The sequence below is a fragment of the Kitasatospora sp. NPDC047058 genome, from assembly GCF_040643935.1.
GTDB lineage: Bacteria > Actinomycetota > Actinomycetes > Streptomycetales > Streptomycetaceae > Kitasatospora.
Map to the genome: position 1 here is coordinate 1 of NZ_JBEYVJ010000075.1, position 22282 is coordinate 22282.

Genomic DNA, 22282 nt, shown 5'->3' on the forward strand with positions numbered 1-22282 from the left:
GCCTCGGCGGCGTCGGCCAGCGCCAGGGCCTGACGGTCCGTCAGCAGTCCGCCGGGCAGCCGGACCCGGGCCAGGGCGCCGTCGTCGGCGGTGTGGAGCTGCCCGCCGGTCTGGAACTGCAGGAACAGCCGCCAGTCGCCGCTCGCCGGCAGCTCGGCGTGGAACGCCAGGGCCGGCCCGCCGGTGCCGCCCGCCTCGGCCCTGGCCTCCGGGTGGAGGTGCGCGAAGGCCTGGTCGCCGGCGTGGAAGGCGGTCAGGTGGGCGAAGGTCTCCAGGTAGGGCTGGAGGTCGGTGACCGGCGTGCCGTCCTTGCTCACGGTGACCTTGAGCTCGCCCGCCCTCCCGGCGGCCGGGGCGCCCTCGACGGTGACGGTGTAGCCGTCCGCCGTGGTGCTGCCGGTCGCGGCCGGCAGCTCGGCGGCGGCCGCCGCGCCCTCGCCGGGGACGGTCACCGTGCGGCTGAGCACCAGGCCGGTGCCGCGGCCGGCGCCGCTGTCCGGGACGAACGAGGCGTAGACCCGCCAGGTGCCGGCGGTGAGTGCGGCCAGCGGCGCGGTCCAGGTGCCGTCGGCGCCCATCTCCGGGTGCAGGTGCTGGAAGCCGGTCAGGTCGGAGCGGATCGCGTAGAAGTGCATCCGCTTGGTCTGGTCGGTCCGGAACGCGGTGACCGGCTTGCCGTCCGGGCCGGTGACGGCGAACCGGTACGCGGCGGCGGCGCCGGCGGCGAGCGTGCCGGTGGCGGAGGTCAGGCGGTAGCCGTTCTGCTCCTCGGCCGGGGCGCCGCCGGCCGCGGCGGTGGCGGCGGTGGCGGCGGCCGTGGTGGCCGCGTCGGCGCCGGGCATCGGGTGGCCCTGGTGGCCGCCGCTCGCCCCGGCGGTGGCGGCCGGGCTCGTGCCGTGGTCCATCCCGCTCATCGCGTCGGAGCCGCAGGCGGCCAGGGTCAGCGAGAGGACGGCGGCCCCGGCGGCGAGGGCGAGGGCGCGGTTGCGGGTACGGCGGTTGCGGGTGCGGAGGGACATGCGTGGGTTCTCTTCCGGTGTGTCACGGGCAGGACGCGGGGCGCCCGGGCCTCCTTCCGGGGAGGTCCGGCGCGGGCGGTCACGTCCGTGCGACGCACACCCGGAGCAGCAGCCGTCGGCCGGCGGCGGGCGGGGCCCGTGGTCCGTCGGCGGGCCGGCGGTGCGGGCCGGCGAGGACGGCGGGCGGGACGGCGGCCGCCGCGAGGGCCGCGGGCCCGGGGGCGGGCAGTCCGGCGCCGTCCCGGTCGCGGGTCGACACGCAGGTGGCGGCCGGGTGGCCGGTCCCGGGCGCGGTGCCCGGTGCGGCCGCCGCCCGCGGGCCGGCCGGGGCGGGGGCCGGCTCGGCGGCCGGGGCGGCGTGGTGTCCGGGGGAGCCCGCCGTGGCTCCGGCCGGCGCGAGGTCCATGGCGGCCGGCGCGGCGGCGGTGACCGGCTCCGGCCCGTGGCAGCCGCCCGCCGGGACGGGCGAGCCGTGCATCAGGAAGAGTCCGGCCAGCAGCGCACAGAGCAGCAGCAGCCGGGCCGCTGCCCGCCCGCCGCTCCCCCCGCCCCGCCGTCCGTCCGCCGTCACGCGGCAGACGATACCCCCAACCCGTATGTCGTTCCGGGTGGGTTTCGGCCCTCGGGACGAGGTTTCCGGCCGATTCACCCCTGCCCGGGGTGTCCCTCCGGGCACGGATGGGCATGACCGGCTACGGCCACCCCGTCGGCAGGAAGAGCCATGCCACCTCGCCACCTCGAAGACGAGCGCCCACCGACCGCCGAACCCGGCCCGCCGCGGGCGCCGGACACCCGGCGCGACCCGGTCCTGATCGGTGACATCCTGCTCGACACCCTCGCCGAACTCGCCCGCCGCCGCCCCGCGCCCCCGGTCCCGTTCCCCGCCCAGCGCACCCGCCCGCACCCGTAGGGCCTGTCCGGCGGCGGATCTTGCCGGACCCGCGACGCCCGACGCCCGACGCCCGAGTTGCGTGAAGGCTCGCGGGGGAACGTCCGGACCCCGGGTCAGATCGCGATGAGCCGGACCCGGCTGCCGCAGAGCTTCGCCATGTCGTCGATGTCCGAGGTGAGCATGGCCACCGGTCCGGACTGGCGCAGGGCCAGCTCGGCGACGGTCGCGTCGATCGCGTACTTGTGGCCGTGCAGCCCGGCCTGCCTGAGCAGCTTGGCCGAGACCCTGGCGGCCTGCTCGGTGACCGGCTCCACCTTGACCCGGGAGAGCGTCCAGTTCAGCCGGGCCTCGTTCACTCGTGCGTGCGTGACTTCCACGATGGTGTTCGCGCCGACGACGAAGTCGGCTCCCATGGCGTGGAACACCTGGAGCATCGCCAGCACGCCTCGGTCCTGCGTGATCCACGAGGACAGCCCCTGTGAGTCCAGCACAACCGTCTCGAAACGCTCGGTCACGCGGCGCTCGCCGAACCCGCCGGCCCGGCGGAGCCGAAGATCCTTGCGTGTGCCTCGGACATCTCCTCGTCGGTGAACGCGCCCTGCTCGTCCTGGTAGCGGCGAAGGTCGTCGGCGAGCAGCTGGTGCCGAATCTGGCGGGCGACTGCCTCGGCGACATACCCGGACACGTTGTCGGTGAGCTTCCTGAGCTCGGCCACCTGCTCCGTCGGAAGCGTGACGGTGATGCGCGTGGTTGCTGACATGGTCCGAGCATACTGCGGTATGCACCTGGGGTGTGGGGATCGCCCCGCATCCGGGACGGCGCTCAGGGGCGTGGCCGCAGGGCCGCCGGAGGTCCGGGTACGGCGGACGGCCCCTGGGCGTGCGGGCCTCTCCGATGTTCCGGCCCGCTCCGCCCGCCGGCGCGGGCGGAGCGGGGCGCCGTTCAGGAGCGGAGGCGGCCCAGCGCTGCGGTGACGACGCCTTCGACAGCGGCCGGGGCGCCGGTCGGCTGGCCGGTGAGCTCGACGACGGCGACCTTGGTGCCGCTGCGCAGGACCGCGACCCCGCCGCTGACGGTGCCGTCGCCGTTGTAGGCCGGGTACCAGCGGGCGGTGCCGCCGGTGACGGCCAGGGTGTGGGCCGCGCCGTAGCGCCAGTGGCCGGCGGGCTCGTCCTGGCAGGCCTCGACGAGCCCGACGAGCTGCTTCTCCCAGGTGTCGGCCGCGGTCCCGGTGGGGGCGCTCGCAGCCGACTCGGTCAGTCGGCCGTCGGTGTCGAAGGTCCAGGTCACGGACGCGTACGCGGTGGCCTTGTCCTTGGTCAGGTCGCGCATCGTCTCCTCGCCGGAGCACGCGGACAGCGCCTGGCGTCCGGTCAGCGCAACGGTCGCGCCGACCGGGTTCAGGCCCTTCTGGAAGTCCTCGCTCTGGACGAGGTGGGCGGAGCCGAGTCCGGGCGCGGCGACCGCGGCGGGGCGGGCGGCGGTCACCGGGCGGGAGGCGTTGTGCGCGGCCCCGTCGGCGGCGGCCGACTGGGCGCCGACGACGCCGACCGTGATCAGTGCGGCGGCGAAGCAGGCCGCGGCGGTGATCCGGTTGCGGCGGACGGACTTCTGCTGGACGGTCTGGTTCCGGGTCATCTGGTCCCCCTGCTGGTCGGGACGCCTGCTGCGTCCTCGTACGACCGGGGAGATGCCGCCGGAGAAGGGAAAGTTGGAGCCCTGACCCGCTGTTTCACAGCTGTGACAGAGCGGTCCTGACGACGCGGTCCATCGCGGCCGTCCCCAGGCAGGCTTCGACCTCCAGCACCCCGTAGTGGCTGCCGCTGCGCAGCACGGCGATGCCGCCGCAGGGCTCCGTGCCCTCGGGCGCCCTACCGGTGGTGTTGAGGGATCCCTGATAGGTGCCCATCCAGCTCGCGGTGACGTCCGGGGCGAGCTGCACCGTCGTGGTCCTTCCGTAGACCCAGTGCCCTGGCACCGCCTCCTGGCAGGGCACCTCCTCCAGCAGCAGGCGGTCGGCGAAGTTCTGCGCCAGGGAGGGGCTCCGGGTGTCGGCGGCGACCTCGCGGGCGACCTGGTCGGCGTGGGTGGCGGCCAGCGTGGGGTCGCCCGGGTTGGTGCGGGTGCCGGTCATCAGTCCGCGGAAGTGGGCACCGGGCCCGCCCAGGGTCTGCGTGAGGGTCTTCTCGCCGGAGCAGGCCGCGTTGGCGTAAGCCCCGTCGCCGTACCGGTCGGTGACGTGGATCTGCCCGGTGCCGACGTCCGGGCCGAAGGCCGCGGGTCGCAGAAGGTTCGCGGCCGTCACCGGCCCGGTCGCACCGGTCGCACCGGTCGCACCGGTCGGCGAGGCGGAGCCGGAGCCGGAGGCCGAGGACCCGGGCGCCGGGACGGACGCGCCGGGCGTCGCGGGAGCGGACGCGCCCTGGGATGCCCCGCCGGGCGCGGTACCCGGGCGCGCTGCCGGGTGCGCGGTGGCGCCGGGGGGCGGTGGCAGGACGAACCGGCCGGTCGCCAGCCCGAGTACGACCGCGGCCACCAGGGCGGCGACGGCGGACCGGGGCCGGACGACGGCGTGGCCGCCGCCCGCCGCGGGACCGCCGTTCACAGACCGGTGACCAGGCGCTCGCGCATGAAGCGGCGGGCCTGGTGGATACGGTCCTTGACCGTGCCCAACGGCGCGCCCAGCTCCTCGGCCACCTGGCCGTAGGTCAGATCGCCCAGGTCGCGCAGCACGAAGGACTCCACCAGGGCGGGGTGCTGCCGCTCCAGCGCGGCCAGCGCCTCCATCAGGTCGAGCCGGGTCCCGGCGATGACGCTGGTGGTGCGCGGGTCGACGGACTCGGGGAGGTCGGCGTGGCTGTCCTCGGCACGCCGGCGCATCGATCGGTAGGTGGACCGGGCGGCGTTCGAGGCGATCACCGTCACCCAGCCCAGGAAGGAGCCGCGGCCGCCGTACTCGCCCAGGTGCGTGCTGATGGACAGCAGCGCGTCCTGCGCGGCCTCCTCCGCGTCGGCGTGGTGGGGCAGGAAGCGCGAGCAGCGGCGCAGTACCACCGGCCGCAGCTTGGCCAGCAGGTACTCCACCGACCCCGGCTCCCCCGCCTGAGCAGCCGCCACGAGCCGTTCCAGCTCGCCTTCCTCGAACACCGGATCCCCCCGTTTCGTCCCGCCTGGCATCCCGCCCGTCGAACGGGAGTTCCGCACTCCCCCCGACTCCGGCAGAATGCTGCCATATGCGCAAGCTCGGCCGTTACCTCCTCCTGGACCGGCTCGGAGCCGGCTCCTTCGCGACGGTCTGGAAGGCCTACGATCCGGAGCTCGACACCGAGGTCGCGGTGAAGGTGCTGGCCGAGAACTGGGCCGCCAACGCGGATGTGCGCGAGCGGTTCCTGGCGGAGGCGAGGCTGCTGCGCCGGATCGCCAGCCCGCGGGTGGTCCGGGTGCACGACGTCGGGGTGCAGGAGGACCGGCCCTACTTCGTCATGGACTACGTACGCGGCGGCACCCTGGCGGACCGGGTCGGGCAGTGCGATCCGCAGGAGGCGCTGCGGCTGGCCGCGGAGGCGGGCTACGCGGTCCAGGTCCTGCACGCGGCGGGCGTGGTGCACCGCGACGTCAAGCCGTCCAACCTGCTGCTCGCCGCCGGCCCCGCGCCCGCCGCGGTGCTGGTGGCGGATCTGGGCAGCGCCAAGCAACTGGCCGACGCATCCGGGCTCACGGTGACCACGGGCACGCCCGCGTACATGGCACCGGAACAGGCCTTCCAGACCGGCGGGTTCGACGGGAGGGCCGACGTGTACGCGTTGGCCGTCGTGGCCTACGAGCTGCTGACCGGGCAGAAGCCGTTCGGCCCGGGCGGACGCGCCACCGCCCTCATGACCGACTGGCAGGGCGCCTCGACGCTGCCGGCGCTCCCGGCCGGAGCGGAGATCCCGCCGAACGTCGCCGTGCTGCTACGGGCCGCGATGTCCGTCGAGCCGGCGGACCGACCGCCGACCGCCCAGGCCTTCGCGGACGCGCTGCTGGCTCCGGCCCCGCAGCCCCAGGCCCCGGACGGCCCCGGGTGGCTGACCCCGCGCACGGTCTGTCTGGCGTCGGGCACGGTGTTCACGGCGACGACCCTGCTGAGCTGGCTGCAGCGTTGAATCCGACAGCGAGCAGGTCCGCACCGGCGGTCGTGTCCTGGAGGGGAGTCCGGCCGTGATCCGGCGGGAACGGGGGAGCGGCCCCCGGCAGTGCCTCGTCAAGTCGGACGGCGCCGGCCGCTGACGGCTACCGTAGGGTCGTTGCCATGCGACTGAGCACCGTGATCCTCCCCATCCACCGGTGGGGCGAGGGGCAGAAGATCTGGCGGCGGGCCGAGGACCTCGGCTTCCACGCCGCGTACACCTACGACCACCTGTCCTGGCGGTCGTTCCGGGACGAGCCGTGGTTCGGCGCCGTGCCGACGCTGACGGCGGCGGCCGCGGCCACCGAGCGGCTGCGGCTGGGCACGCTGGTGACCTCGCCGAACTTCCGGCACCCGGTGACGCTCGCGAAGGAGCTGGTCACGCTGGACGACGTGTCCGACGGGCGGATCACGGTCGGGATCGGGGCCGGCGGGACGGGTTTCGACGCGACCGCGATGGGCCAGGAGGCGTGGTCGCCGCGGGAGCGGGCGGACCGGTTCGGCGAGTTCCTGCCGCTGCTGGACGAGCTGCTGCGGGAGGACGCCACCACCCGCGAGGGCACGTACTACTCGGCGGTGGAGGCGCGGAACATCCCCGGGTGCGTGCAGACGCCGCGGGTGCCGTTCTACGTCGCTGCGACCGGGCCGCGCGGCCTGAAGCTGGCCGCCGAGTACGGGCAGGGCTGGGTGACGTACGGCGACCCGCGCGGGCCGGCGGACGTGCCGCCCGAGCAGGCGCCCGGGGTGATCGCGCAGCAGATCGGGAAGCTGACGGCCGCCTGCGAGGCGGCCGGCCGCGACGTCGCGACGCTGGAGAAGGTGCTGCTGCAGGGCTCGACGGCGGAGAAGCCGCTGTCCTCGTTGGACGCGTTCGTCGACTGGGCGGGCGCCTACCAGGAGCTGGGGATCACGGAGTTGGTGATCCACTGGCCGGTGCCGGACTCGGTCTTCGCAGCCGACCAGGCCGTCTTCGAGCGGATCGCCACCGAGGGCCTGGCGCAGCTGGGCTGACCCGGCGCGGCGGGCGAAGGGGTGACGGCGGGAAGCGCTAGTCTTTCCGCCGCACCTCACAATCTGATCATGTGTTAAACGGGGGTTCTTTCGCATGTCCACCTTCACCAGAGTGCTCGGTGCCGGCCTGGTCGCCACCGCCGTCCTGGGGCTCTCCGCCTGCGGCCCGGACAACTCCTCGGACCAGGCCGGCGGGAGCGCCTCGGCCGCGCCGACGGCCCCGGCCACCGCGGCCCCGACCGGCGGCGCGACCGGTGGTGCCACCGGCGGCGCGACGGCCAAGCCGGGCGCGAGCGGTCAGCCCGCCGGGACGGCCAAGCCCTCGGGCAAGCCCTCGGCCGGGGAGAGCGGCGAGCCGGAGGGCTTCTGCGACGCCGCGCCGCTGCCCGCCGGCCAGAAGTGGGTCTACCCGGCCAAGGGGACGACCACCACCACGCTGGTCTACAAGGACACCAAGACCGCGTGCGGCGTCAACGACGTCGTCTTCGAGCCGACCGGCGCCGACAAGAACGCGCCGTTCGCGGCGACGGTCAAGGGCCACCTCAACTCGGTCATGGTGCCGTCGAAGGACGTCAACGTCGCCGACCTGGTGAAGCACATCAACGAGTGCCTCGCCGACCCGGTCAGCACCAAGGGCTTCTACCCGTGCTCGGGCGGGGACTACAAGATCGCGATCGACTCCTCGGGCAAGGTCGTCGAGGTCACCGAGCGCGCCCACTCCTGATCGCGGGCCAGGGGAGTCCGCAGCCGTCGGCGCCGACCGCGCGCACGATGACAGCCCGTCAGTCCTGCCGCGGACCCGGTCGCGGGCGGGCTCCCCTGGTGCCCATTGCGGTTCGATCACGGCGTGTCCGATTGATCGTCCGTTGGGCGGGTTGCGGTGATTGATTTCTTTGGCAGAGGTGTGGACCGGCTCTCATAATCCCTGGTAACACGCGCGACGGTCGGCCGGTGAGCCACGGGGGGGTGGCCCGCGAGGGGCCCGTGCGCGACATTCCACATGTCCCGGGGGAGTTCCTTGTCCGCGCCCGAAAACGTGCCGCCCGCCGCCGATCCGGCCCAGGGGGCCCCGTTCGAAACCACCGCCGTACCGGATACCGGTGCCGCACCCGCCCTCGCACCCCACGGGGCCGCCGCACCCGCCTTCGCGCCCGACGGAGGAGCGGCTCCCGCGCGGAAGCTGCCGCGCGCCGTCGGGGTCGCCCTGGCCACCGCGGGCCTGCTCGCCGTGACCGCGACCAGTGCCGCCGTCACCGTGGCCGTCGGCAAGCCGGCCGCCCGGCCGGCCGCCGCCACCGCACCGGCCACCGCCGTCCCGGCGGTGAGCGCGAGCCCGACCGCGTCCGCCTCCGCGACGCCCACGCCCACCGCGGTGCCGACCACCGTGGCACCCGTGCCCAAGCCCGCCAGCACGGTCAAGGGCACCGTCAGCGGCGGCCGCCACGAGGGCGACCTGCGCTACTTCCTGCTCCCGATCCCGGACGGCGGCGAGTCCTACGGACCGGCCGACGGCATGCCGATGACCGACGACGACGTGGCCGACCTCTTCGGCAAGCAGGACGGCATCATGCGGATCCTCAAGTCGTACGGCTACCGCGACGCCGCCACCCGGATGTACCGCACGGCCGACGGCAAGGCCGAGGTGACGGTCACCCTGCTGCACTTCGGATCGGCCACCCAGGCGGGCGACTTCGCGAAGAACTACACCATGAAGCTGGACCCGATCGACATCGACGGGGACCCGGCCGCCCACGGCTACGTGCGCAAGCCCAAGCAGCAGGCCTACACCGGCTCGATGACCGGCATCTCCAGCCAGGGCGACGTGCAGTACACCATCGACGTCGACGTGAAGGGCACCCCGGACAAGGCCCTGCTGAGCGAGCTGATGAAGCGCCAGCGCGAGTGGCTGTCCTCCGGCGGCTGAGCCCCGCCGCCACCCCCGTCCGACGTCACCCTTCCCTTTCTGGAGCCACTCCCGTGACCACCGAACCCGTGGAGCCGTCGCCCGCCGACGCGCCTCCGCCGGCCGTGCCCGCCGTACCCGCGGCGCCGCCGGCCGGTCCCGCCGTGCCCGCTGAGCCGGGGGCCGCACCCGCCGTCGACCTGTTCGCCTTCCCGCCCGTCGGGGCGCCGCTGCCCGTGCCGGTGCCGGTGCGCCGTCCGCGCCGTCCGCGGCCGGTGCTGCTGCTGGTGTCCGGGCTGGTGCTCGGCGCCGTGGTCGGCGGCGCCGCCGGCTACGTGGTCCAGGCGGGCCGCCCGGAGACGCCGCTGCCGCCGATCCAGGTCGCGCTGCCGTCCTACCCGGCGGCGGTGGTGGACCCGGCGGCCGCCGCCGCGGCCGCGCCGAAGCCGCTCGCGATCGACGGCGACCTGCGCAAGCTGCTGATGACCGCCCCGGCCGGCAGCACCGCGTGGGGCGACTACCCGGACACGCCCAGCTGGCTCACCCTCGGCGAGTTCTCCGAGCGGGTCGGCCGGTCGGGCGACGTCTTCAAGCGGCTGAACACCCAGGAGTTCCGGCGCGCCGTCGAGGTCGACTGGAAGAAGGACGGCCTCAAGGTCCGGGTCACGCTGTTCCAGTTCTCGGCCGACCGCGCCGCCGAGGCCAAGGCCCGTGCGGACAGCTACGGGCTCAAGCCGTTCGCCGACGACGCCAACGGGGGCTACGAGGTCGACAGCACCCCCGACTACTGGGCCGAGACCACCGAGCAGTACTACGCCGGAACCGCGGTCGCCCAGCGCGGCACCGTGGTGATGAAGGTCGAGGTCTTCGGCACGCAGCCGGTGGACCCCGAGGTCGTCAAGGGCATGGCCAAGCAGCAGTGGGAGCGGCTGGTATGAGCGACAGCACCGTGACCGGGGCCACGGCCCCCGAGCCGACGTCCGGGCCGACGTCCGAGCCGACACCGGCCGTCGAGCCCGCGGCGCCCGCCGCCGACGCGGCCGTGACCGCCGTCGACCCGACGCCGCCCGCCGCCGAGCAGGCCCCGTCGGCCCCCGCGCCGTCCTCCCGCCGGTTCCTGCGCGCCACCGGGGCGACGGTGGCGGCCGCCCTGGTCGGCGTGGTGATCGGCATCGGCATCATCAAGACGCAGTACGACGACCCCGCGCCGGTCACCGCCGCCGGGCCGACGGCCGCGCCCGCCCCGAGCGCCGGCGCCACCCCCTTCGGCGCCAAGGCCAACGGCAACCACTTCGGCTCGCTGCGCGACCTGCTGCTGCCCGTCCCGGCCGGCTACGCGCTCGGCCCCGACGAGGGCGGCTACGGCAACGACACCGAGCTGAGCACGGACCAGCTCTCCGCCGAGCTGGACAACGACCTCCAGCAGATCCCCAAGGACAAGCGGGACAAGCTCCGCCAGTACTGGGAGGGCCTGCACATCAGGGGCACCGGCGTGCGCACCTACAAGGCCTCGGCGAACGACCTGGTCATCGGCATGAAGCTGCGCCAGTTCAACCAGCAGGAGGTGCAGAAGGAGAACGAGTACACGGCCGTGTTCACGGGCGACACCGGACTCTTCCGCATCGGCCCCGCCGTCCCGAACCACCCCGAGGCGCACTGCTACCTGATGCCGGCCCCGCCATCCGCGCCGATCGACTACCTGGAGTGCTCGGCCGCCGAGGGCGACCTCCTGGTGATCATGACCGCCGAGGGCGTGGCACCGCTGCCCAAGGACCGGATCGTCGCCTTCTTCACCCAGCAGCTCGACCGCCTCGCCAGCCCGGGAGCGTCCGCATGACCGACAGCGCCACCCCGAACGACAGCGCCACCCCGAACGACGGCGCGGCCACCCCGGCCGAGGCGCCCGTCACCCCGCCGGCCCCGGTCGGCGCCCCCGCCGCCCCGCCGGCCCCGGCCGGTGAGGCGCCGAACCCGTTCGCGCCGCCCGCGCCCGGGGCCGTGCCCTTCGCCCTGCCCGCACCCGAGCCGCTGAGCCCCGAGGAGCTCGCCGCCCGCCGCACCCGCCGGCGCAAGGCGGCGCTGCGCTGGGGCGCGGCCGTCCTGGTCTGCGCGCTGGCCGGTACGGGTGCCGCGGTGGCCGTCATGGCCCCCGACCGCACCGACCTGCCCGGCCTGGCCACCGCGCCGGACGGCCGCTACACCTTCCCGGCCCTGGCCCTGCCGCCGCTGCCCTCCGGCAAGGCGGCGCCCAGGCAGAACAAGAGCCGCCACGCGGCCGACCTGCGGTACCTGCTGCTGCCCGTCCCCAAGGAGGCCGGCGGCTCGCTGGCGCCGGTGGTCTTCCCGACCCCGACCCCGTCCGCGACCCCCTCCGCGACCCCGTCCGCCACCGCGACCGCGACCGCGTCCGCGTCCCCCTCCGCGAGCCCGTCGGCCTCGCCGGGCGCCTCCGGCAGCCCCGCGGCGGGCCCGTCCGCCGCCGACTGGGTCCCCTGCGACGCGCTGGCCGGTGAGCAGAAGGAGGAGGCGAAGGTGCGCGCCCTGCTGCTGCAGGCCGCCTGCCGGGCCGCCACCGCCCGGGAGTGGACCGCGACCGACGGCACCCGGACCCGGATCCGGCTGCTCTCCTTCGGCTCCTCCAGCGAGGCCTGGGACGTCTTCTCCGGCCTGCGCGCCAACGGCGAGGCGAAGGACACCCCCGGTCTCAGGACCGGCTCGACCGACGGCTGGGACTCGGTCTCCGGCGTCGACCTCGCCCTCCGCGAGACCCGGGCCACCGGGGAGGGCGACGGGCCGACCGCCCGGGTGGCGTACCTGTCGGCGGGGGACGTCGTCGCGGTGGTCACCATGACCAACCCCAAGGGCGTGAAGACCGCGGCCTTCCGCCAGGTCGTCACCCTCCAGTCCGACCTGCTGGCCTGACGGCCCCCCGGGCGGCGGCACGCCTCGTGCCGCCCGCCCGGGGCCCGCGGCACACCTCCTAGGCGAACCGCACCGGGGTGGCCGGCCAGTCGACCGGGGCGGTGCACCCGAGCACACCGCCGGCCGCGCGCCGGGCGCTGTCGGTGGCGAGCGCGGCCCAGGCCTCCGCGGTCCACCGGGGTGCGGGCGACCGCGGCGCCTCGCCCGAGGCCTGGTACGGGCCGGCCTGCACGGTGAAGTAGAGCGGCTTGCCGGACTTCGCGTAGGTGCCGTCACAGCGGAAGGTCAGCCGGGCACCCCAGCGGGTGACCGTGCTGTGCTCGCCGAAGCCGAGCGCGAACACCGGCTCGCCGGCCGGCGGGGCCGGGGCCTGGAGGCCGCCGCCCGGAGTCTCGCTGCCGGTCAGCCGCACGCTGAGGCCGGGGCCCTGCTTGGCCTCGGCCGTGCAGTCCAGCAGCTGCAGCCCGGGCTGCTGGGCCGCGTCGAGCTGCTTGTCCAGCTTGAACGCCGGGCCGGCGCCCTCGTCCAGCAGCGCCCCGGCGCGTTCGGTGCCGACCACCCCGTCGCAGGCGGTGCCCCCGCCCGCGGCGGCCTTGCCGGAGCCGCCGCTGCCGCACCCGGCCAGGCCGAGGGCGGCGGCCAGCGCGAGGCCGGCCACCGCCGTCCGGCGTGCTGCCCCGGTCATCCGGAGACCTTCCCGTTGGAGCTCTGGTCGCTGTTGGAGCCGTCGGTGTAGCCGTTGAGGGCCTGGTCGCCGGCGCCGTCGGCCAGCCGCCGGACGTCCTCCGGGCTGAGCCTGGTGCCGTTGGCGGCGTCGATGACGGCCTGCTCGGCGCCGAGCGCGGTGCCCTCGCGGCCCTCGGCGACGTAGTCGCGGCCCTCCTGGCGGCCGTCCTCGGTGGTGTCGCGCTCGTTGGCCTTGACCACGCTGTCGGTGATCTCCTCGATCAGGAAGTCGGCGGCCTCGCCCGCGATCGGCACCTTCTCGGTGACGGCGCCGATGGTGGTGGTGAAGGCCGTCTTGGCGTAGCCGGCGTTCTTCTCCAGCGCCTCGTTGTACTCCTTGTCGGAGGTGGCGTGCTCGGTGTGGACCTCGTGGATCCGGGCCTCGTTGAGGATGCCGCTGATGACGCCGCCGGCCCGCGAGGTCGAGTTGATGTCGGCCTCCAGCCGGGGGAAGTCCGCCCCGTTCTCGATGTGGCCGCGCACCACCGCGGTGGAGTAGGCCTGGTTGGCGTTGGCCACGGCGGCGTACGCGTCCGGGTCGCGGCCGAGCGCGTCCAGCAGGCCCTGGACCGACGAGCCCTTGAGGTTCGCCGCGACCCCGTTCACCGGCAGGTCGTCCTTGTGCGGGGAGAGCGCGCGCTGGACGTCGCCGATGTAGTCGGCGGACATGTGCCCGAGGCTGTCCCGCAGCGGGGCGAACTTCGCGTCCCCACCCTTGACGTCGTCGAGGACGCCGCCGTTGCCGTGGTTGCCGAAGGTCTCCACGACCTTGTTCATCACGGCGGCCTGGTCGGCGGTGTGGGGCTTGGGCGCGGTGGAGTGGTCGTCGTACGGCCGGCCGGTGGTGGCCGCCTCCAGGGCGTGGCCGAGCGCGTCCGGGCCGCTCTTCATGCCCGCCTGGCGCAGCTCGTTCTTCTGCGAGACGGTGTCCGGCGTGTACTCCTTCTCGTGCGTGAAGTAGTCGAGGTAGTCGGCCGGCTTGACCTTGCCGTTCGGGTTGACGGTGCCGTCGGTGTTGTACGCGGTCGGCGCGTCGTGGAAGAACTTGGTGGCCGCCTCGGGGCTGTGGCCGAGCGCCTCCAGGATCGCCGTGGTCGGCTCGAAGCCCGAACCGCCCTCCGCGCCCAGCAGGTTGAAGCCGCGCCGGTCGCTGCGCGGGCCGTACACCGGGGCCGGCCAGTACTTCTCGTCGGTGTCCAGCTGGGTGATGTGCTCGGCGATCGGGTTGAGGAAGTGCGGGTCGTAGTCGCCGGTGCGCAGGATGCCGGAGAGCACCTGGTAGCCGTAGGGCGCGTAGTCCAGGCCGCTCTGCCGGTAGGGCCTGTCCCACAGCGGCTCGGCGCCGGCCTTGCGCAGGTCGGCGGCCCACTGGTCGGGCAGGTGCGGCACGTTGCCCGGGCGGGTGGCGGTGGCCAGGTTGAGGCCGAGGTTCTTCTGCAGCTCCTGGTACTGCTTCCAGCGGGCGTCGCCGGCGCCGTTGAACTGCGACTCGTCGCCGACCATGCTGTTCCAGGCCTGCAGCGTCCCCTTCGGGCCGAGGTCCTGGTAGAAGCGGGTGGAGAACAGCGGGCCGTTCTGGTTGGCCGCCAACAGCGAGTTCAGCTCGGTGAGTTCGGCGTCGGAGATCTTGCCGCCCTTGCCCGCGAGCTGGGCCGCGCGGATCCCGTCCGCGTCCGGCCCGGCGCCGACGGCCTTGGCGTTGAAGGACTTCACGCTGTCGGTGGTGGCGTCGGAGCGCAGCGCCCAGGCGGCCCGCTCGTCGGCGGCGGTGGCCTCCTCGACGGCGGCGTCGATGGCCTTCCGGGCGGCCTCGGCCTTGGTGCGGTTCTCCTTAGTTGTAGGCCTGGAGGGCGTCCTGGTCGTGCCGGGTGGCGTTGTCGGCCGGTGGCCAGCTGACCGTGCCGTCGGAGCTGACGGTCAGTCCGTCGCCCTGGGCGGCGGCCACCGCCTCGTCCAGCTTGGACTTGGCGGCCTTGAAGTCGTTGCCGGCGTCGCGGAAGACCGAGGCGATGGCGGTGGCCTCGGTGACGGCGGCGCTGATCTGCTCGTTGACGCGCTGGAGTTTGGGCCGGGCCTGGTCGGCCGCGGGGCCGGTCCAGTTGGCGGCGTTGACCTTGCCGATCACCGCGCCGTCCCAGTCCGAGTCCATGGCCTGGAGTCTCTTGACCACGTCGTCCCAGGCGGTGGCGGCCTCGCCGAGGACGTCCAGCTCGGCGGTGCTCAGTTCGTGGAAGTCGACCATCTCGTCCGCCCCCCTCAGGCGCCCATGTCGTGCTTGACGCCCGATTCGTTGTTCCTGTAGTTCGCGGCGCTCTGCCGCAGTGCCTGGGTGACCTCGCCGATCGTGGCGTTGAGCGCGGCGATCTGCTGGTCCCAGGTGGACGCGGTCTGCGCGGCGGCCTTGCCGGTGCTCCAGTTGGCGAGCGAGGCGGACACCTTGGAGGTCTCGTCGTCCGCGGCCCGGCCGTCGCCGTTGACCCGGCCGTGGATCTCGTCGGACGCGTTGGCGGCGCCGCCCAGCTTCTCCGGGTCGACCCCGACCGTCCCGCCGCCGTCGCCGGGGGCGTTGGAGGAGTTGCGCCGCGCGTGGGCGGTCTCCTGCTGATGTGCCTTGACCGTCAGATTGCCTGCGGGGTCGTAGGCCCAAGGGTTCATCATGCGGTCGAACTCGGTTGCGCGGTCGGTCACGTGTCCAACTCCCTCCGGCCGGGGGTTGTCGGCCTGGCGGCCCCGTCGAGAATTCGACCAGGGTACAAAAGCGCCGCCGCTGCCGACCCCTAGGGGATCACCGGTGGATGTCATACCGCAGCACCATGCCGGGCTCGTCATTCGAGCTCATGGCCTGCACACGACGCGCACACTACGGTGAGGGACGTGTCCACTGTCATCAAGACGGACGGCCTCACCAAGAGGTTCCCCCGGGTCACCGCCCTCGATCGGCTCACCGTTGAGGTGGAGCCCGGGGTGGTCGGCCTGGTGGGGGCGAACGGGGCGGGCAAGTCCACACTCATCAAGATCCTGCTCGGGCTGGCCCCCGCGACCGCGGGTACCGGCCGGGTGCTCGGGCTGGACGTCGCCACCCAGGGCTCCGAGATCCGCGAGCAGGTCGGCTACATGCCGGAGCACGACTGCCTGCCGCCGGACGTCTCGGCGACCGAGTTCGTGGTGCACATGGCGCGGATGGCCGGGCTGCCGGCCGCGGCCGCCCGGGAGCGCACGGCCGACACGCTCCGGCACGTCGGCCTGTACGAGGAGCGGTACCGGCCGATGGGCGGGTACTCGACCGGCATGAAGCAGCGGGTGAAACTGGCCCAGGCGCTGGTGCACGACCCGAAGCTGGTCCTGCTGGACGAGCCCACCAACGGGCTGGACCCGGCCGGCCGGGACGACATGCTGGCGCTGATCCGCCGGGTGTACACCGACTTCGGCATCTCGGTCCTGGTCACCACCCACCTGCTCGGCGAGCTGGAGCGCACCTGCGACCACCTGGTGGTGATCGACGGCGGCCGGCTGCTGCGCTCCTCCTCCACCGCCTCCTTCACCGGTGCGACGGCGACCCTCGCCGTCGAGGTGACGGACTTCCCGGACGGCCACGCCGCGGTCGGCGGCGGCGCCGACGCGAGCGCCCCCGACGCGAGCGCCGCCGTGCACGGGCGGCTGGCCGCCGCCGGGCTGGCGGTGGAGACGGACGGCCCGCGGACCCTGCTGGTCCGGCTCGCGGGTGACGACACGTACGACGCGATCCGCGACGCGGTCGCGGACCTCGGCCTCGGGCTGGTCCGGCTGGAGCAGCGCCGTCACCGGGTCGCCGAGCTCTTCACCGGTACCGGTGACGGCCCCACCGACCCCACCACCGAGCACCAGGGAGGTGCCGCAGATGCCGCTGCCTCCTGAGACCGGGTCCGCCGACACCGGCGTCATCCACGACATCGGCTACCGCGGCTACACCGGCCCCCGGCTGGGCCGCTCCTACGCGACCCGCTCGCTGTTCACCCAGAGCCTGCGCGCCGCGTACGGGCTCGGCCGCTCGGGCAAGTCCAAGGTGCTGCCGATGCTGGTACTCGGGGCGGCCGTCGCGCCCGCCGCGATCATGGTGGCGATCACCCTGGTCACCAAGCAGGACGACCTGCCGGTCGACTACCCCCAGTACCTGAGCGTGGTCGGGCTGGTCGTCTCGATCTTCCTCGCCTCGCAGGCGCCCGTGCTGTTCTCCCGGGACCTCCGGCACCACACCGTCCCGCTCTACTTCTCCCGCCCGATCACCCGGGCCGACTACGTCCGGGCCAAGTTCGCCGCGATGGCCTCCGCCCAGCTGCTGCTGATGGTCGCCCCGCTGCTGGTGCTCTACGCCGGCGCGCTGCTCGGCGGGCTGGGCCTCGGCCACCAGACCGCGCACTTCCTGTACGGGCTGGCCGCAGCGGTGCTGTACGCCCTGGTGCCGACCTCGGTGGCGGTGGTGATCGCCGCGGCCACGCCGCGCCGCGGCTTCGGGGTGGCCGCGATCATGGGCTACCTGGCGGTCAGCACCGCGGTGGTCGGGATCGTCACCGGCATCAGCCGGGGCGTCTCGTCCGCCGTGCCGGACTCCGCCCAGTGGATCACGCTGCTCTCGCCCGGCGGGCTCGTGGAGAGCCTGACCAACGAGCTGTTCGACCTCGGCAGCGGTCCGGAGCGGATGCACGCGCCCGGCGCCCTCGGCGTGCTCGTCTTCACCGCCACCGCGGCCGCGATGGTGGCCGGCTCGTACGCGCTGCTGCTGCGCCGCTACCGCAGCATCTGACCACCACCACCTGAGAGGGCGTCATGGCCACCATCAGCATCGACCAGGTCTCGCGTTGGTTCGGCAACGTGGTCGCCGTCAACGACGTCAGCATGACGATCGGTCCCGGCATCACCGGGCTGCTCGGGCCCAACGGCGCGGGCAAGTCCACCCTCATCCACATGATGAGCGGCTTCCTCGCCCCCTCCAGCGGGGCGGTCACCCTGGACGGCGCACCGATCTGGCGCAACCAGGAGGCGTACCGGCAGATCGGGCTCGTCCCCGAGCGCGAGTCGATGTACGACTACCTGACCGGCTGGGAGTTCGTCCTCGCCAACGCCGAACTGCACGGCCTCGCCGACCCCGGCGCCGCCGCCCGGCGGGCGCTGGACCTGGTCGAGATGGCGTACGCCCAGGAGCGGAAGACCGGCACCTACTCCAAGGGCATGAAGCAGCGGGTCAAGATGGCCTCCGCGCTGGTCCACGACCCGGCGGTGCTGCTGCTCGACGAGCCGTTCAACGGCATGGACCCGCGCCAGCGGCTCCAGCTGATGGAGCTGCTGCGCCGCTTCGGCGCCGACGGCCGGACGGTGCTCTTCTCCTCGCACATCCTGGAGGAGGTCGAGCAGCTGGCCCGGCACATCGAGGTGGTGGTGGCCGGCCGGCACGCCGCGTCCGGGGACTTCCGGAAGATCCGCCGGCTGATGACCGACCGCCCGCACCGCTACCTGGTCAGCTCCAGCGACGACCGCCGGCTGGCGGCCGCGCTGATCGCCGACCCCTCCACGGCCGGCATCGAGGTGGACCGGCAGGCCCTGCCGGACGGCGGCTCCGGCGAGGGTGCCCTGCGCATCCAGGCGGTGGACTTCCAGGGCTTCACCACCCTGCTGCCGAAGGTCGCCCGGCAGGCGGGCATCCGGCTGTACACCGTCGCACCGGCGGACGAGTCGCTGGAGAGCGTCTTCTCGTACCTCGTCTCCGCGTAGCAGAGCCCCCCGCGACCAGCACCCCCGCGACCAGCACCCCCGACACCAGCACTCCGCGACCGGCACCCCGTCGGACGCCACCCCGGAACCGGACCCAGGAAGGCCGACCACACCATGAACCCGACCGTCGCCAGGCTGACGCTGCGCGGCCTGCTGGGCCGCCGCCGCGGCATCCTGCTGCTGGTGGTCCCCGCCCTGCTCCTGCTCGTCTCGGCGATCGCCGCCGGCTCCAGCGGGGACCGGCACGACCTGGCCGTCAAGATCCTCGGCCAGCTGGGCCTCGGCACCCTGCTGCCGATCCTCGGCCTGGTCGTCGGCACCGGCGCCATCGCCACCGAGATCGACGACGGCTCGATCGTCTACCTGCTCGCCAAGCCGCTGCCCCGGTGGAAGATCATCACCACCAAGCTGGCCGTCGCGGTCGGCACCACCTGGGTGTTCGCGGCCGTCCCGACCCTGCTGGCCGGCCTGCTGCTGTACGGCACCCGGGACGGGCTGGCGCTCGGCTACACCGTCGCCACCCTGGTGGCCGGCGCCGCGTACAGCGCGCTCTTCCTGCTGCTCGGCGTGGTCACCCGGCACGCGGTGGTGGCCGGGCTGGCGTACGCGCTGGTCTGGGAGTCGCTGATCGGCAACTTCGTCGAGGGCGCCCGGACGCTGAGCATCCAGCAGTGGGGGCTCTCGGTGGGCCGGGCGGTGGCCGGGGACGGCGCGATCACCGCGGACGTCGGGCTCGGCGTGGCCGTGCCGCTGCTGCTGGCGCTCACCGCGGCCGCGACCGTGCTGGCCGCGGTGAAGCTGGCCGGACTGACCCTGGCCACCGAGGAGTGACGCCCCGGGGCCGGGGCGGCCGCCGGGGCGCGTCCGGTCAGAGCGTCCGGTTGCGCCCCGCGCCCCAGCCGGCCGCGGCGACCACGCCGGCCAGGACCAGCATCAGCGCCAGCGGGGTGGTCCAGTCGCCGGTCAGCTGGTGCAGCGCCCCCGCGCCGACCGGGCCGGCCGCCGCCACCAGGTAGCCGACCGCCTGCGACATGCCGCCCAGCCGGGCGGCGCCGGCGACGCTGTCGGTCCGCAGCACGATGAAGGCGAGGCCGAGGCCCAGCGAACCGCCCTGGGCGACGCCCAGGATGGTGGCGGCCACCCAGGCGCCGGGCACCGGGGCGATCAGCAGGACGGCGATGCCGAGCGCGTTCAGCCCGGCCATCACCACGGCCAGCGCCCGCTGCCGGGTCATCCGGCCCGCCAGCAGCGGCACCAGGAAGGCGCCGGCCACCTGGACCAGGTTGGAGAAGGCGAAGACCAGGCCGGCCTCGCCGCGGTCCATGCCGTGGTCGGCCAGGATGGTCGGCATCCACGCGACCAGGGTGTAGACCAGCAGCGACGAGATGCCCATGAAGAGGCTGATCTGCCAGGCCAGCGGGGTCCGCCAGAGGCTCGTGACCGGCCGCGCCGCCGGTGCCGCCGGTGCCGCCTGGGCCGCCGCGGTCACCTGCACCCGTTCCTGCCGCGAACGCAGCACCTGCGGCAGCCAGGCCACCGCGGCGACCAGTGCCAGCAGCGACCAGGCGCCCAGCGAGGCCTGCCAGCCGCCCCCGAGGGCGTGCTCCAGCGGCACCGACGTCCCGGCCGCCAGCGTCGCGCCGACCAGCATGGTGGTCGAGTAGACGCCGGTCATCGCCGCCGCCCGGCCCGGGAACTCGCGCTTCACCAGGCCCGGCATCGAGACGTTCAGCACCGCGATCGCCACGCCGATCACCACGCAGCCCGCGTACAGCGCCGCCACCGAGGGCAGCACCCGCAGCAGGACGCCCGCGCCGAGCACCAGCACCGCGCCCAGCACCACCCGCTCGGTGCCGAACCGCCGGGTCAGCCGCGGGGTGAGCGGGGCGCCGACGCCCTGGAACAGCACCGGCACGGTGGTGATCAGGCCGCTCGCGGTGGCGGAGAGGCCGAAGGTGTGCTGGATCTCGGCGACCATCGGCGACACCGCGGCCAGGCAGGCGCGCATGTTGAGCGCGACCAGCACGATGCCGGTCAGCAGCAGCGCGGGGTGGGCCAGCCGGGCGCGGACCGGGGGGACGACGGAGGACGTGGTGACAACCGGCTGCTGGGCACGGGTGACTGCCATGAGGACGTGCTGCTCTTTCGTGGAATGAGGGGGGCGGACGGCGGAAGGGGCTCGTGGCCGCTTACTTCCGGGCCGCGATGGCCGCGAGGAGCTGCTCGACGGCCGCGGTGGGCTCGGCGAGCAGCGCCCGGCACGCCGCCTCGGCGCGGTCCGGGTCGCCGCTCTCGATCGCGTCCACCAGCGCCTCGTGGGTAGCCACGACCACCTCGGGCATCTCGTGGTCCCCGAAGGCCGTCCGCATCGACTCGCGCACCGAGGCGCCGAAGTAGCGGTACACCTCGGCGAGCGCCGGGTTGTGCGCGGCCTCGACCACGGCGGTGTGGAACTCGAGGTCGTGCTCGACGGTCGCCTCGCGGCCGGCCCGCTCGGGGTGCGCCGCGATCACCTCGGCCTCGCGGGCCAGCGCGGCCCGCATCCGGACGATGTCCTCGGGCGTGTGCCGCAGCGCGGCCAGCCGGGCGCCCTCGGCCTCCAGGGCCGCGCGGACCTCCAGCACGTCCCGGACGCCGGACCGCTGCACGCCCCGCAGGACGGAGGCCGGGTCGCTGGTGCTGCGGACGAAGGTGCCCTCGCCCTGCCGGGAGACCAGCATGCCGGCGTGCACCAGCACCCGGATCGCCTCCCGGACGGTGTTCCGCCCGACCTGCAGCTGCTCGGCCAGCTCGTGCTCGGTGGGGATCCGTGCGCCGACCGGCCAGGTCCCCGCCGCCAGCTGCTCGCGCAGCTGGTCGATCGCGGTGTCCACCAGCGAGCGCCGCCCGGCGGCGTGCAGCGTGCGGTTGCCGTCGGCGCTGGTCATGGCGGCTTCCTCCGGGGTTCGTCGGCCGGTCATCGGTCATCCTACAACTGTCTTGCCCGGTCATCCTACAACTGGCGCTGGACCATCGGTGAACAGCGCGGGAACCGTCCGGGCCCGGCCCGCGTTCCTCCCGACGACTTCGGTCCACCCCCTATTTCGAGGAGAGCGCCCGATGGTGTTCAAGAAGCTGCTCGGTGCCCTGGGCGTCGGCGGTCCCGGTGTCGACACGGTGCTGACCACGCCGGTGGTCCAGCCCGGCGGTACGTTGCAGGGCACGGTCGAGCTGTCCGGGGGGACGGTCGAGGCGGACATCCGGGGGATCACCCTGACGCTGGTCGCGCGGGTGGAGATCGAGCACGAGGAGGGCGAGAGCACCGGGCTGTACCCGTTCGCGCGGTTCTCGGTCACCGCCCCGCTGGTGCTGGCGCCCGGCGAGAACCGGTCGATCCCGTTCGCCGTCCAGGTGCCCTGGGAGACGCCGGTGACCAGCGTCGCCGGTCAGCACCTGCACGGCATGCAGCTCGGCGTGCGGACCGAGGTGGACATCGCGGGCGCGCTCGACAAGGGCGACTCCGACCCGCTGGGGGTCGAGCCGCTGCCGGTCCAGCACCGGATCCTGGACACCCTGCTGCAGCTGGGCTTCCGCTTCCGCTCGGCGGACCTGGAGGCCGGCCACATCCGCGGCACCGGGCAGACGCTGCCGTTCTACCAGGAGATCGAGTTCTCCCCGGCGCCGCAGTACGCGCACGCCTGCAACTCGCTGGAGGTCAGCTTCGTCACCACCCCGCACCGGGTCGAGGTGGTGCTGGAGGCCGACAAGCGCGGCGGACTGTTCGGCCACGGCGGCGACGTGATCCGCACCCACGTGGTCGAGCACGGCCAGGCCGGCCAGGACCTCACCGGTCTGGTCGACGGCTGGATCCGCGCGGCGCTCTGACGCCGCGGGGCGGCCCCGGGGTGCGGAAGCCC

Annotated in this window: 26 protein-coding genes; 13 read left to right on the forward strand and 13 right to left on the reverse strand. The window is 74.4% G+C overall.

The annotated features are described in order from the left end of the window. Together ABZ885_RS14605 and ABZ885_RS14610 are read right to left on the reverse strand one after the other, a co-directional pair. A partial coding sequence (locus ABZ885_RS14605) for a hypothetical protein (RefSeq protein WP_360187606.1) occupies window positions 1-1019 on the reverse strand: 1019 nt, incomplete at its 3' end. Window positions 1020-1098: 79 nt separating this feature from the next. Beyond that, entirely contained in the window at window positions 1099-1590 is a 492-nt protein-coding gene (locus ABZ885_RS14610; protein ID WP_360187608.1) for a hypothetical protein, read from the reverse strand. A gap of 150 nt (window positions 1591-1740) precedes the next feature. Between ABZ885_RS14610 and ABZ885_RS14615 the strand changes: the two genes are divergently transcribed. After that, window positions 1741-1929 (forward strand): hypothetical protein, encoded by a 189-nt coding sequence (locus ABZ885_RS14615; protein ID WP_360187609.1) that lies wholly within the window; start codon window positions 1741-1743, stop codon window positions 1927-1929. A 95-nt stretch (window positions 1930-2024) separates the two neighbouring features. Here the strand turns inward: ABZ885_RS14615 and ABZ885_RS14620 are convergent, their stop codons facing one another. From ABZ885_RS14620 to ABZ885_RS14640, 5 genes are all read right to left on the reverse strand, one after another. Then, window positions 2025-2426 (reverse strand): DNA-binding protein, encoded by a 402-nt coding sequence (locus ABZ885_RS14620; protein WP_360187611.1) that lies wholly within the window; start codon window positions 2424-2426, stop codon window positions 2025-2027. After that, window positions 2423-2671 carry a hypothetical protein gene (locus tag ABZ885_RS14625; RefSeq protein ID WP_360187613.1) on the reverse strand — a complete coding sequence of 83 codons (249 nt, stop codon included), beginning with the start codon at window positions 2669-2671 and terminating at the stop codon, window positions 2423-2425. The genes ABZ885_RS14620 and ABZ885_RS14625 overlap by 4 nt, the downstream gene beginning before the upstream one ends. A gap of 182 nt (window positions 2672-2853) precedes the next feature. Beyond that, on the reverse strand, window positions 2854-3549 hold the full coding sequence (locus ABZ885_RS14630) for a hypothetical protein (RefSeq protein ID WP_360187615.1): 696 nt from the start codon (window positions 3547-3549) through the stop codon (window positions 2854-2856). Between the two features lie 94 nt (window positions 3550-3643). Then, on the reverse strand, window positions 3644-4516 hold the full coding sequence (locus tag ABZ885_RS14635) for a hypothetical protein (RefSeq protein ID WP_360187617.1): 873 nt from the start codon (window positions 4514-4516) through the stop codon (window positions 3644-3646). Beyond that, complete coding sequence (locus ABZ885_RS14640) at window positions 4513-5058, reverse strand: RNA polymerase sigma factor (protein WP_360187618.1); 546 nt, start codon at window positions 5056-5058, stop codon at window positions 4513-4515. Before ABZ885_RS14640 ends, ABZ885_RS14635 begins: the two co-directional genes overlap by 4 nt. 86 nt (window positions 5059-5144) lie before the next feature. Between ABZ885_RS14640 and ABZ885_RS14645 the strand changes: the two genes are divergently transcribed. From ABZ885_RS14645 to ABZ885_RS14675, 7 genes are all read left to right on the forward strand, one after another. After that, window positions 5145-6056: a serine/threonine-protein kinase gene (locus tag ABZ885_RS14645; RefSeq protein ID WP_360187620.1), complete on the forward strand. Its 912-nt coding sequence runs from the start codon at window positions 5145-5147 to the stop codon at window positions 6054-6056. 146 nt (window positions 6057-6202) lie between these two features. Next, entirely contained in the window at window positions 6203-7090 is an 888-nt protein-coding gene (locus ABZ885_RS14650) for an LLM class flavin-dependent oxidoreductase (RefSeq protein WP_360187622.1), read from the forward strand. A gap of 94 nt (window positions 7091-7184) precedes the next feature. After that, window positions 7185-7814 (forward strand): hypothetical protein, encoded by a 630-nt coding sequence (locus tag ABZ885_RS14655; protein ID WP_360187624.1) that lies wholly within the window; start codon window positions 7185-7187, stop codon window positions 7812-7814. A gap of 294 nt (window positions 7815-8108) precedes the next feature. Continuing rightward, complete coding sequence (locus tag ABZ885_RS14660; protein ID WP_360187626.1) at window positions 8109-9014, forward strand: hypothetical protein; 906 nt, start codon at window positions 8109-8111, stop codon at window positions 9012-9014. Between the two features lie 53 nt (window positions 9015-9067). Next, entirely contained in the window at window positions 9068-9931 is an 864-nt protein-coding gene (locus ABZ885_RS14665; protein WP_360187628.1) for a hypothetical protein, read from the forward strand. Continuing rightward, window positions 9928-10830 (forward strand): hypothetical protein, encoded by a 903-nt coding sequence (locus tag ABZ885_RS14670; RefSeq protein WP_360187630.1) that lies wholly within the window; start codon window positions 9928-9930, stop codon window positions 10828-10830. The genes ABZ885_RS14665 and ABZ885_RS14670 overlap by 4 nt, the downstream gene beginning before the upstream one ends. Continuing rightward, entirely contained in the window at window positions 10827-11915 is a 1089-nt protein-coding gene (locus tag ABZ885_RS14675; RefSeq protein ID WP_360187632.1) for a hypothetical protein, read from the forward strand. The genes ABZ885_RS14670 and ABZ885_RS14675 overlap by 4 nt, the downstream gene beginning before the upstream one ends. 58 nt (window positions 11916-11973) lie before the next feature. Here the strand turns inward: ABZ885_RS14675 and ABZ885_RS14680 are convergent, their stop codons facing one another. The 4 genes from ABZ885_RS14680 to ABZ885_RS14695 are packed head-to-tail and all read right to left on the reverse strand — an operon-like array spanning window position 11974 to window position 15329. After that, window positions 11974-12600: a hypothetical protein gene (locus tag ABZ885_RS14680; protein ID WP_360187634.1), complete on the reverse strand. Its 627-nt coding sequence runs from the start codon at window positions 12598-12600 to the stop codon at window positions 11974-11976. Further along, entirely contained in the window at window positions 12597-14435 is a 1839-nt protein-coding gene (locus ABZ885_RS14685; RefSeq protein ID WP_360187658.1) for a DUF6571 family protein, read from the reverse strand. The genes ABZ885_RS14680 and ABZ885_RS14685 overlap by 4 nt, the downstream gene beginning before the upstream one ends. Window positions 14436-14472: 37 nt before the next feature. Next, window positions 14473-14883, reverse strand: a complete 411-nt coding sequence (locus ABZ885_RS14690) for a hypothetical protein (protein WP_360187635.1) — start codon at window positions 14881-14883, stop codon at window positions 14473-14475. Window positions 14884-14897: 14 nt separating this feature from the next. Then, window positions 14898-15329 carry a hypothetical protein gene (locus tag ABZ885_RS14695; protein ID WP_360187637.1) on the reverse strand — a complete coding sequence of 144 codons (432 nt, stop codon included), beginning with the start codon at window positions 15327-15329 and terminating at the stop codon, window positions 14898-14900. A 186-nt stretch (window positions 15330-15515) separates the two neighbouring features. Here ABZ885_RS14695 and ABZ885_RS14700 point away from each other — a divergent pair, with 186 nt between their 5' ends. The 4 genes from ABZ885_RS14700 to ABZ885_RS14715 all read left to right on the forward strand — a co-directional run bounded on the left by ABZ885_RS14700 (window position 15516) and on the right by ABZ885_RS14715 (window position 19217). Further along, window positions 15516-16535, forward strand: coding sequence for an ABC transporter ATP-binding protein (locus ABZ885_RS14700; RefSeq protein ID WP_360187638.1), 1020 nt, complete (start codon window positions 15516-15518; stop codon window positions 16533-16535). Beyond that, window positions 16519-17421, forward strand: coding sequence for an ABC transporter permease (locus ABZ885_RS14705; protein WP_360187640.1), 903 nt, complete (start codon window positions 16519-16521; stop codon window positions 17419-17421). Before ABZ885_RS14700 ends, ABZ885_RS14705 begins: the two co-directional genes overlap by 17 nt. 23 nt (window positions 17422-17444) lie before the next feature. Then, complete coding sequence (locus ABZ885_RS14710) at window positions 17445-18386, forward strand: ABC transporter ATP-binding protein (RefSeq protein ID WP_360187642.1); 942 nt, start codon at window positions 17445-17447, stop codon at window positions 18384-18386. A 114-nt stretch (window positions 18387-18500) separates the two neighbouring features. Beyond that, window positions 18501-19217, forward strand: a complete 717-nt coding sequence (locus tag ABZ885_RS14715; protein ID WP_360187643.1) for an ABC transporter permease — start codon at window positions 18501-18503, stop codon at window positions 19215-19217. A gap of 37 nt (window positions 19218-19254) precedes the next feature. Here ABZ885_RS14715 and ABZ885_RS14720 read toward each other — a convergent pair whose 3' ends face one another. Further along, a complete protein-coding gene (locus ABZ885_RS14720) occupies window positions 19255-20514 on the reverse strand; it encodes an MFS transporter (RefSeq protein WP_360187645.1) in 1260 nt (419 codons plus the stop codon). A gap of 61 nt (window positions 20515-20575) precedes the next feature. Next, window positions 20576-21313: a FadR/GntR family transcriptional regulator gene (locus ABZ885_RS14725; RefSeq protein ID WP_360187647.1), complete on the reverse strand. Its 738-nt coding sequence runs from the start codon at window positions 21311-21313 to the stop codon at window positions 20576-20578. Between the two features lie 172 nt (window positions 21314-21485). Between ABZ885_RS14725 and ABZ885_RS14730 the strand changes: the two genes are divergently transcribed. After that, window positions 21486-22250, forward strand: a complete 765-nt coding sequence (locus tag ABZ885_RS14730; RefSeq protein ID WP_360187649.1) for a sporulation protein — start codon at window positions 21486-21488, stop codon at window positions 22248-22250. The last annotated feature ends 32 nt before the right edge of the window (window positions 22251-22282 follow it).